Genomic DNA, 10702 nt, shown 5'->3' with positions numbered 1-10702 from the left:
AGAAGCTGTTTTGAATTTATCGTGCGATGATTTGGGATGAGTTTTTGAGGCATTTTCGCTTCTGTGATGAGGAAGATAGCGGGCTATCTGACGAAGAACAGGAGCGGAAGGGGCCAAAAAATCGCCCAAAGCACACACGAAAACGGATACATCAAGCCAAGAAAAACTTTTTGGAGAAATTCAAAACAGCTTCTCAAAACAGCTTCTAAAATATTTTTGTGGATGGTTTTCTGAAATGAATATCCGCTTTTTGCCTCTACATGGGATGTTGCGGATATTCAAATTTTATAACCTGTAATGAAAAATCCTCAACGCAAGGACAGCCGCGCAAGGTAATCGTAATGCTCGCCCTCCATCACCTTTTCTACCCGAAAACCATACGGAGTGGCGTATGCCGATAGGGTATCAAAATCAATGTAAAGCCAGTCGAACGGTTCTCCCTTTACCTTGCCATACTGCATCTGGAAGTCTACTTCACCATAATAATCAGCAGCAAGGTCGACAAGATAACTCCCGTCTTCATCTTCATACAGATAGCGAAGGTCAGTCGAATCCATCAGTACACATCCTCCCGGAGCCAAAAGTTGCTTAACCCTTGTGAGAAAAGCCGGCATATTTTTCAGTTTACCAATGATACCCGAGCCATTCATCAGCATCAGAATGGTATCGAACCGCCCTGTAAATCCCATATCAAACACATTTGTCAGATAAGCGTCTATTCCCCGCTTTTTCATCACTTCCACTGCCCAAGGCGAGATATCAATAGCCAGGCTTTCTTTCCCCATCTCCTGCAAAACAAGCGAATGGCATCCACTCCCTGCTCCCACATCCAATATCCGCCCGTATGCCAGCTGCAAAGCCTTCTGCTCTAGCAAAGGCATCTGTTCCAAAGTGCGGAACAAATCCTTTACCGGCAATTCATCTTCATCAAATTGTGAGGAAAACACCCTTAACTTTCCAGCTTTCCCAGTTGTAAAATATTCGTAAATGGCCCGTCCCATCGGGTCTTTGTCTTCTGTCAACCTATGTCTTTTCATGATACGATTCCTATAATAGTCAGGCAAACTTACACATTTTCTCCGGAAATCGGAACAGATTGTTTGACAAAATGTAAAAAACGGCTACTGGTGAAGCTGAAAGCAAAAAACGTCGCGGAATTTATCAACAAAGGGAAAGGACTATTCAAGCAATGCCGGATACCGACAACAGGAAAAAGGTGTAAAAGTGGATAAATACAGGTTTTTAGAAAAAATATTCGCTCAAAATGAATATTGTTTCCATATTATCTGTATATTTGCACCCGATTGAAGAATAAATATGCAGATGAAAAGCAAGAACAGCAGACTCGATTCCATCAAGATGATTATCTCAAGCAAAGAGATAGGCAGTCAGGGAGAACTTTTGGCAGAACTGGAAAAAGAAGGTTTCCAACTTACACAAGCCACACTCTCGCGCGACCTGAAACAACTGAAAGTGGCAAAAGCAGCAAGCATGAACGGCAATTACGTATATGTGTTGCCCAACAACACCATGTACAAACGCATGACCGACCCGCAAAGCGCATCGGAAATGCTTCGTCATACAGGGTTCCTGTCTATTGAATTTTCCGGAAACATTGCCGTCATCAAGACACGCCCCGGATATGCCAGCAGCCTTGCCTACGACATAGACAACAACCATTTTCATGAAATCATCGGAACCATAGCAGGCGATGATACCATCATGCTGGTCATGCGGGAAGGATGCACCCGTACGGAATTGAAACAGGCACTTGCTCATGTGATAGCGAATATCAACTTATAAAGAATAATCATACAGAAATGGACGCAAAACAAATAGACGTTATGGTGGCAGATGCTTCGCACGAAGCATACGTAGACACAATTCTGGATACCATCCGGGAAGCTGCCAAAGTGCGGGGCACAGGCATTGCCGAACGTACGCACGAATATGTCGCAACCAAAATGAAAGAAGGCAAAGCCATCATTGCCCTTTGCGGGGATGAGTTTGCAGGCTTTACTTACATCGAATCATGGGGAAACAAGGAGTATGTAGCCACTTCGGGCTTGATTGTCCACCCTAAATACCGTGGATGCGGACTTGCCAAACGAATCAAACACGCTTCGTTTACGTTGGCACGCCTGCGCTGGCCCAAAGCCAAGATATTCAGCCTGACCTCAGGAGCAGCCGTCATGAAAATGAACACCGAACTGGGATATGTACCGGTAACATTCAACGAACTGACCGATGACGAAGCGTTCTGGAAAGGATGCGAAGGATGCATCAACCACGAGATACTGATGGCAAAAAACCGCAAGTTCTGCATCTGTACTGCCATGCTCTATGACCCGGCACTGCATACAGACGATGAGCATACAAACTTCTGACAAATGAAGAATTAAGAATGAAGAATTACACATAATAAATATAGCCTTATGGAAGAAAAGAAAAAAGTTGTCGTTGCTTTCAGCGGCGGGTTGGATACTTCGTTCACCGTGATGTATCTGGCAAAAGAAAAAGGATATGAAGTATATGCCGCTTGTGCCAATACGGGCGGATTCAGTGCCGAACAATTGAAAAAGAATGAAGAGAATGCCTATAAATTAGGCGCGGTGAAATATGTCACCCTCGACGTAACACAAGAATACTACGCCAAGAGCCTGAAATACATGATATTCGGGAACGTGTTGCGTAACGGCACCTATCCTATTTCCGTAAGTTCGGAACGCATCTTCCAGGCACTTGCCATTGCCCGCTATGCCAACGAAATCGGTGCACATGCCATTGCGCACGGCTCTACCGGTGCGGGAAACGACCAAGTACGTTTCGACATGACGTTCCTGGTCATGGCTCCGGGAGTGGAAATCATCACCCTGACCCGCGATATGGCATTAAGCCGTGACTATGAAATCAATTACCTGAAAGAGCACGGTTTCGAAGCCGACTTTACCAAGCTGAAATACTCCTATAACGTAGGCATCTGGGGCACTTCCATCTGCGGAGGGGAAATCTTGGATTCGGCACAAGGACTGCCCGAAAGTGCATACCTGAAACAAGTTACCAAGGAAGGAAGCGAACTGCTGAAGCTGGAATTCAAGAAAGGTGAGCTGTACGCTGTCAATGGGGAAGTGTTCGACGATAAAATCAAAGCCATCCAGCGTGTAGAAGAAATCGGAGCACCTTACGGTATCGGACGGGATATGCACGTAGGCGATACCATCATCGGCATCAAAGGACGCGTAGGATTCGAAGCCGCAGCTCCGATGCTGATAATCGGTGCACACCGCTTCCTGGAAAAATACACGTTGAGCAAATGGCAGCAATACTGGAAAGACCAGGTGGCAAACTGGTACGGCATGTTCTTGCACGAAAGCCAATACCTGGAACCGGTGATGCGCGACATCGAAGCCATGCTGATCGAATCGCAACGCAACGTAAACGGTACGGCTATCCTTGAACTCCGCCCCTATTGCTTCTCTACCGTAGGCGTAGAATCAGAAGACGATTTGGTAAAGAACAAGCTGGGCGAATACGGGGAAATGCAGAAAGGCTGGACGGCAGAAGATGCCAAAGGCTTTATCAAAGTACTCTCCACTCCGCTGAGAGCCTATTACGCAAACCATAAAGACGAAATGATGTAACACTAAACCAACAACTATGGAAGGAAAGAAACTCAGACGTCCACGCAATAGCAGAATGATAGCCGGTGTATGCTCAGGCATAGCCCGTTTTTTCGATCTGGATCCGACACTGGTACGGCTTATCTATGCATTGCTGACCGTCTTTACCGCTTTTGCAGGTGTCATCATCTATTTATTAATGTGGATTATCGTTCCCGAAGACAATAACTGAGTATGATAAAAGCTGGAATTATAGGAGGAGCAGGATATACAGCAGGCGAACTGATTCGCCTGCTTATCAATCACCCTGATGTGGAGATTCATTTCATCAACAGTTCGAGCAATGCCGGAAATAAGATTACCGATGTACACGAAGGACTGTATGGCGAAACCGATTTGACCTTTACCGATGCACTGCCACTGGATGAAGTGGATGTGGTGTTTTTCTGTACGGCACATGGTGACACGCGCAAGTTTATGGAAAGCCACAACCTGCCCGAAGATTTGAAGATAATCGACCTGTCGATGGATTACCGCATTGCCGCTGAAGACCATGACTTCGTATACGGCCTTCCCGAACTGAACCGCCGCACCATCTGTCATAGCAAGCACATTGCCAATCCGGGATGTTTCGCCACCTGTATCCAGTTGGGGTTGTTGCCCTTGGCAAAACACTTGATGTTGAAAGGTGATATCATTGTAAACGCCATAACCGGAAGTACGGGAGCCGGAGTAAAACCGGGAGCGACTACGCATTTCAGTTGGCGGAACAACAACTTGAGCATTTACAAGCCGTTCACGCACCAGCACCTTCCGGAAATACGCCAGTCGCTGAAGCAATTGCAGAACAGCTTCGATGCAGATATTACGTTCATCCCTTACCGCGGCGACTTCGCCCGAGGCATTTTCGCCACTACAATCATAAAGACGAAGGTAGAATTGCCCGAAATCGTGAAGATGTATGAAGACTATTATGCCGAAGACTCGTTCGTGCATATCGTAGAAAAGAGCATCGACCTGAAGCAAGTGGTCAACACCAACAAGTGTCTGATTCACTTAGAAAAACACGAAGACAAACTCCTCATCGTGTCTTGCATCGACAACTTGCTGAAAGGCGCCAGCGGCCAGGCAGTACACAACATGAACCTGATGTTCAACCTGGAAGAAACTACCGGGCTCAAGCTGAAACCAAGCGCTTTTTAAATGAAGAACGAAGAATGAAGAATTTTCGTAAACGGCATAATTCGACATTGCATATCAAGAGCTATTTATTTGCTTTACGCATTGTACGTATGGTACAATATCTGCGCAATGAAAAACAAGAATTTATCCTTAGCAAACAAGTTCTTCGTTCGGGAACAGCTATTGGTGCTTTGGTACGTGAATCAGAATTCGCCCAAAGTCCAGCTGACTTTATTAATAAATTAAGCGTCGGACTGAAAGAGGCAAACGAAACCGACTATTGGCTCAATCTGCTATATGACAGTGACTATATGGATGAACAATCGTTTACCAGTATAGAAGAAGACTGCAATGAATTAATAGCCCTATTCGTTTCATCAATAAAAACAGTAAAAAATAACCAGAAGAAGAATGAAGGAAGCACCCACTGAATTCTTCATTCTTCATTCTTAATTCTTAATTTAAATGAGACTTTTCGATGTATATCCTCTCTTTGACATTAACATTGTCAAGGGAAAAGCCTGCCACGTGTGGGATGACAAAGGACAAGAATACCTTGACCTGTACGGAGGGCACGCCGTTATCTCCATCGGGCATTCACACCCGCATTATGTGGAAATGATAAGCAAACAAGTTGCTATGCTGGGATTCTACTCCAACTCGGTCATTAACAAGCTGCAACAGGAAGTTGCCGACCGGTTGGGAGCGATGTGCGGCTATGACGATTACCAGCTGTTCTTAATCAATTCAGGAGCCGAAGCCAATGAAAATGCCCTGAAACTGGCGTCTTTCTATAACGGACGCACACGTATTGTTTCTTTCGGCAAAGCTTTCCACGGACGTACCTCGCTGGCGGTAGAAGTGACCGACAATCCGAAAATCATCGCTCCTGTCAACGCCAATCAACATGTTATCTACCTGCCGCTAAATGATACAGAAGCCATGAAAGCCGAACTGGCAAAAGGTGATGTCTGCGCCGTTATCATTGAAGGTATTCAAGGGATAGGCGGCATCCGGATACCCGATACAGACTTTATGAAAGCTTTGCGCCAAACTTGCGACGCAAACAACACCGTACTGATTCTGGACGAAATCCAGTCGGGTTACGGACGAAGCGGCAAGTTCTTCGCTCACCAATACAGCGGCATCCGCCCCGATATCATTACTGTAGCCAAAGGAATCGGCAATGGTTTCCCCATGGGAGGCGTACTCATCAGTCCGAAATTCAAACCCGTTTACGGACAATTGGGCACGACTTTCGGCGGTAATCACCTGGCTTGTGCCGCAGCAATTGCCGTACTGGATGTCATAAAAGAAGAGAAGCTGATAGAAAATGCGGCAAAAGTCGGCACACATTTATTAGAAGAACTGAAGTGTTTCAAGGGCATCAAGGAAGTGCGCGGATGTGGTCTGATGATAGGGCTGGAATTTGAAGAGCCTGTTAAAGAGCTGCGTACGAAACTGCTCTTCGAGCAAAAAGTCTTTACAGGTGTAAGCGGAACCAATGTCATCCGTCTGCTTCCCCCTCTCTGCCTCAGCATGAACGAAGCGGATGAGTTCCTCACCCGCTTGCAAAATGCGATGAGAACAATAGGGTAATAAATTTGCATAGTAGCACTACCTGTCTAAGGGAATGAAGTGAAGTATCTTCAATGTCTACGAGATGCTTCACTTCGTTCAATATAACAAAATAGAAAAATAAAGTTGTTTTCAATGGTTCAAAGATACTAATTTGAAAGCAAATCACAACCTTATTCATCAAATTTCCTGTTCTTGAAAGTTGTTTTCAACGGTTTAAAGATACCAATTTAAGAGCAAAATCACAACAGGGAGGTGCGCGAGTGCGCGCCGAAACTATTGTTTCCAAGGGTTCAAAGCTACACTGATAGTATTTGCCATACCAGTCCTCGCATAATCCTAATATGCCAGGACTGCAGTCCTACTACCAATAGGACTGCAGTTTCTACTCCTCAACACAGCAGTCCTAATTAAGGAGGACTGAAAACAGAGTTATATGGAACGTTTCAAACAGCCATATGCATCGGGGTAAGTACCCCAGTCAAGCAGTGAAGCCGATGCGCCTCGCCAATGCAACCTTCGGGGCGTTTTCATAAAGGAAGGCAGGTTCGGCTCCGGCGACATCCGTTTCCTCTATCCAGCGGAACAATTCGGAGGATTCGGTGGAAAGCGGCAACGCCATCACCCGTTTCGCCATGCACTTCAAAATGCCGTGCTCTACCAGATTGTGTACCCAACGGCCGTTGCCGAAGTGCTCATCCTTATGCAAGACGGCTTTTTCTATCAGCTTCGCCAAGCGGACGCCTGCCGCCTCGCTCAGTTCGAAGTTACGCTCCGCCAACAAGTGCCGCGCCATTTCCGTCAATTCGTCTGATGTGAAGTCATCAAAGTGAAGGCGGAGCGGGAAGCGGCTGTCCAGCCCCGGATTCAGGCGGAACAACGCCTGCATCTGCATTTCATAACCCGCCAGGATGACTATCAGGTCGGGGTTCGGTTCGGAAAGAACGGTCATCAAAGCATGAATCACTTCCTTGCCGAAGTCGCGCGAATCGTCTTCGTGAACAAGTGTGTAAGCCTCGTCAATGAAAAGCACCCCGCCACGGGCCTCAGCTATCGCGGCACAGGTTTTTTGCTCGGTCTGACCGATGAACTCGCCTATCAGTTTCGCACGGTTCGTCTCTACGGTATGCCCACGTGAGAGCAATCCCATTTCATGGTAAATTTCCCCTATCAGGCGGGCAACGGTGGTTTTCCCCGTACCCGGACTGCCCAAGAACAAGAAATGATTACGGTTCTCTGCCGAAACTTCCAGCCCTAATTCCTTGCGGCGCCGGGTGAACAAAGCCATCGCGCAAGCCTCGCACAGTTCGTCTTTCACCCGCGAAAGACCTACCATTTCTTCCAACCGCTGCAAGGCAGGTTTCCTTTCCTCGTCCTGTACTTCTGCCGCTTCCGGCATTTCCGTTTCGTCCGGAGAGAAGCCTTCAGGCTCCGTCTTCCTTTCGGTAAGAAGCGTTTCGGGCAGACGGAAACACGTGTCTTCATTCTCGAAGAGCGAGAAATAAGGGTAGTAATCAGCATTCAGCCATTCCATGGTCAGAGTGGCTCCGTGAAAAACAAATACCGTATCCGGAGCGATATGGGCGCCTACCAGATAACACACCCGCTCCAACAAGTGAAGGGAAAGCATATCATCATCCGCCCCGCTCACCTCGGTCAGCACGCATTCTTTCCCCCATTCCTCCTTAACGCAAGGAACCAATACCAACGAAGCGAACCGCTCCGCCCAATCGGCATCGCCCGTCACTTGAAGCGGAGGTACCGAAGCCCATGTCTTCGTTTCTATATTTTGCGTAAAGAGCCGGATTTGTTCCATGAAACGGACGATGAAATCCTCGTCAAGATGAAAGCCTTCCAAAACAGGCCACCACGACCGGAAAGCCAACCGCCCGGCAAAGAGCATTTCGGGCGAAGAAGGCTCCAGGCTTTCCAAACGGGCACTCGAATCAATGCCTTCGCCCGTGTAAAGAAACAATTCCGCTTTCCAGCTTGGAACGCCGTTGACATAAACAAAAGCCCGATACGTCCCGCCCGTCCAGGCATCGGATGAAGAGACTTCGAAATGCCACGTACGTATCGCCTTGCTTGAGGACGCCTGCCGGGCAGCGACACCCATCAGCCGGTAAGCGGAAGTATAAAGACGGACAGACAATTCACGCACGTCGCTCCGTCCTTTTGCAAGGATAATATCAACATTCAAACAATTTACAGCATATTCGGGAGCAGAAACCGCACTCCCCTCGGCGCGCCTCGCGCGAATCTGATGATTTTTCATATACAACAAAACAAATAAAGATGAAACATAAGGAAACAAAATTTGAATATCCGCAAACATCCCATGTAGGGGCGTATCGCATACGCCCGAATGCATCAACTAACCCATGCGGATGTCTTCGGGGCGTATGCGATACGCTCCTACATGGCTATTGGGTGGAATGCGGATATTAAAAAGCCCTTCTTCCCCATCCGGAAGAAAGGCAAATACACACGAAGCCAAAGAACACAACAACCCCCGCCGCTCTCCAGCGGTTGCCGATTCCATCACGTATGAAAACGCCATGCCTTGCCAAGCAAAAACATTCGCCCGACAAAAGCACACATCGTCCTCGCCCCTCTACGAAGAAGCGCTACGTGATAAACCGATTGTGTTGTGTCTTTGCATTGTTTTGTTGTTTTATAAAAACTGTTTTTGAATTTATCGCACGCTAATTGGGGGGATGAATCCTAAGATTTTTTCCAATTCTTTAACCAGAAAGATAGCGTGCTATCTTACTTTCATCATCCCACGCAAAGGTATGGAAAAAGTTTGGACTTACCAAGCCAGACACCTTTATTTTGTCTGTCTATTTCCAGTCTTCTTTCCGCTTCTTGCATGTAGCGATAAGAAAGATTCCCAATAAAATAAGTGGAATACTTAGCAACTGTCCGATATTGAGCGTCATGCCTACCTCTTCGGCTACCTGCGGATTCTTCATAAACTCCAGTCCGAAGCGCGCGCCGAAAAATATCAACAGAGATACGCCCGTTATCAGCCCTACGTATTTTTGCAACTGATATTTATGATACATCACCCACGAAACGACCAATGCCACGAAACAATAGAGCATCTCGTAAATCTGTGTAGGATGACAAGCTTGAGCCAGTCCATTTTGGTTATACAATTCCTGCCACTCGCGCGAACGGACAAACTCGAATCCCCAAGGCAGAGTAGTAGGATAACCGAATATCTCCGAATTCATCAGGTTGCCAAAGCGGATGCACATACATACCACGGCTACGGCAGGTATCATCCGGTCGAAAAGCCACCAGACGCTTTTCTTGGTTACTTTCTTGGAATACCACACCAATGCCAGTATCAGGAGGAACACGCCTCCATGGCTGGCAAGCCCGCCTTTCCATATCTTCAGAATTTCTGCCGGATTGGCACTGTAATAGTCCCACTCGTAGAACAGGCAATGTCCCAGCCGGGCACCGACCACACTGCTTACAATGCAATATACAAAGAGCTTGTCTGCCCAATTGTCGGGATATCCTTCTTTCTTGAACAGGCGCGATACAATCTCGTACGCCAAAATAAACCCCAATCCCCACATCAGTCCATACCAGCGGAGTTCAATCTGTCCCAAATGTACCAAAACAGGATCTACATCCCATACTATGCTTGCTAACGTCATCGTCTTTTCCTTTTATGTAATTACGGTTGCAAAGGAACAAAAAAGCATCTGTTCTTCGGGCAGAAGTTCTGTTAAATTTTGAAACTATCCCTATCTTTTTGCCGGACTGGCAAATTATCGTTATATTTGTACTTGCATATATTTAATAATGTAGTACGATGAAATTCCCGATAGGCATACAGAGCTTTGAGAAAATGATAACAGAAGGATACTGTTATGTAGACAAAACGGATTTACTCTACCAACTGGTAAAGGAAGGTGCGATTTATTTCCTCAGTCGTCCCCGTAGGTTCGGGAAAAGCCTGCTTGTGTCTACCCTGAAGAACTATTTCTTAGGTAAGAAAGAGCTGTTCAAAGGACTTGCCATCGAGAAACTGGAAACGGGATGGAGGGAATATCCCGTATTCCACATCGACTTCAACGGAAGCAACTTCACCGCTCCGGGTACATTGGAAGATATATTGGAAGGCACCATAAAAGGCTGGGAACGGGAATACGGAAAGAGCCAGGACTATACGGATATTGGGAAACGTTTTGCCTACGTGCTCAAACAAGCCCATGAGCAATCGGGAAGACGGTGCGTGGTGTTGATTGACGAATACGACAAGCCTATCCTGGACGTGCTTGATACGGGCATTAAGGGAGAAC

The 10702-nt window shown here is 46.8% G+C and carries 13 protein-coding genes; 9 read left to right on the top strand and 4 right to left on the bottom strand.

The genetic code is table 11. The features are described 5' to 3' along the window. Positions 1 to 26: 26 nt before the first annotated feature. A complete protein-coding gene (locus B5F78_RS17355) occupies positions 27 to 209 on the top strand; it encodes a hypothetical protein (RefSeq protein ID WP_158100017.1) in 183 nt (60 codons plus the stop codon). Positions 210 to 308: 99 nt separating this feature from the next. On the opposite strand, the gene B5F78_RS14730 is transcribed toward B5F78_RS17355, so the two are convergent. Beyond that, positions 309 to 1037, bottom strand: coding sequence for a class I SAM-dependent methyltransferase (locus B5F78_RS14730; RefSeq protein ID WP_087212807.1), 729 nt, complete (start codon positions 1035 to 1037; stop codon positions 309 to 311). A gap of 286 nt (positions 1038 to 1323) precedes the next feature. Between B5F78_RS14730 and argR the strand changes: the two genes are divergently transcribed. The 7 genes from argR to B5F78_RS14695 are packed head-to-tail and all read left to right on the top strand — an operon-like array spanning position 1324 to position 6401. Beyond that, positions 1324 to 1803, top strand: a complete 480-nt coding sequence (argR, locus tag B5F78_RS14725) for an arginine repressor (RefSeq protein WP_022039047.1) — start codon at positions 1324 to 1326, stop codon at positions 1801 to 1803. Between the two features lie 17 nt (positions 1804 to 1820). After that, positions 1821 to 2387 carry a GNAT family N-acetyltransferase gene (locus B5F78_RS14720; RefSeq protein ID WP_087250929.1) on the top strand — a complete coding sequence of 189 codons (567 nt, stop codon included), beginning with the start codon at positions 1821 to 1823 and terminating at the stop codon, positions 2385 to 2387. Positions 2388 to 2435: 48 nt separating this feature from the next. Further along, on the top strand, positions 2436 to 3641 hold the full coding sequence (locus B5F78_RS14715) for an argininosuccinate synthase (RefSeq protein ID WP_087407066.1): 1206 nt from the start codon (positions 2436 to 2438) through the stop codon (positions 3639 to 3641). Positions 3642 to 3657: 16 nt separating this feature from the next. After that, positions 3658 to 3852 (top strand): PspC domain-containing protein, encoded by a 195-nt coding sequence (locus B5F78_RS14710; protein WP_022039049.1) that lies wholly within the window; start codon positions 3658 to 3660, stop codon positions 3850 to 3852. Positions 3853 to 3854: 2 nt separating this feature from the next. Continuing rightward, the gene (gene argC, locus B5F78_RS14705) at positions 3855 to 4823 is read left to right on the top strand and encodes an N-acetyl-gamma-glutamyl-phosphate reductase (protein WP_022039050.1); all 969 of its coding nucleotides are present in this window, start codon (positions 3855 to 3857) and stop codon (positions 4821 to 4823) included. A gap of 14 nt (positions 4824 to 4837) precedes the next feature. Continuing rightward, on the top strand, positions 4838 to 5233 hold the full coding sequence (locus B5F78_RS14700; RefSeq protein WP_087407065.1) for a four helix bundle protein: 396 nt from the start codon (positions 4838 to 4840) through the stop codon (positions 5231 to 5233). Between the two features lie 34 nt (positions 5234 to 5267). Beyond that, complete coding sequence (locus B5F78_RS14695; protein ID WP_087407064.1) at positions 5268 to 6401, top strand: aspartate aminotransferase family protein; 1134 nt, start codon at positions 5268 to 5270, stop codon at positions 6399 to 6401. A 460-nt stretch (positions 6402 to 6861) separates the two neighbouring features. On the opposite strand, the gene B5F78_RS14690 is transcribed toward B5F78_RS14695, so the two are convergent. From B5F78_RS14690 to lgt, 3 genes are all read right to left on the bottom strand, one after another. Beyond that, complete coding sequence (locus B5F78_RS14690) at positions 6862 to 8580, bottom strand: AAA family ATPase (protein WP_162608564.1); 1719 nt, start codon at positions 8578 to 8580, stop codon at positions 6862 to 6864. Between the two features lie 174 nt (positions 8581 to 8754). Then, positions 8755 to 8940: a hypothetical protein gene (locus B5F78_RS14685; protein WP_087407062.1), complete on the bottom strand. Its 186-nt coding sequence runs from the start codon at positions 8938 to 8940 to the stop codon at positions 8755 to 8757. Positions 8941 to 9223: 283 nt separating this feature from the next. Then, positions 9224 to 10054 carry a prolipoprotein diacylglyceryl transferase gene (gene lgt / locus B5F78_RS14680; RefSeq protein WP_022038612.1) on the bottom strand — a complete coding sequence of 277 codons (831 nt, stop codon included), beginning with the start codon at positions 10052 to 10054 and terminating at the stop codon, positions 9224 to 9226. Positions 10055 to 10212: 158 nt separating this feature from the next. Between lgt and B5F78_RS14675 the strand changes: the two genes are divergently transcribed. Continuing rightward, positions 10213 to 10702: AAA family ATPase (locus tag B5F78_RS14675; RefSeq protein WP_162608563.1), on the top strand; the 490-nt coding region annotated here is incomplete at its 3' end.

This window comes from Bacteroides sp. An279, assembly GCF_002159615.1.
In the GTDB taxonomy this organism is placed as follows: domain Bacteria; phylum Bacteroidota; class Bacteroidia; order Bacteroidales; family Bacteroidaceae; genus Phocaeicola; species Phocaeicola intestinalis.
This window is presented reverse-complemented; position numbering and strand designations above follow the sequence as displayed.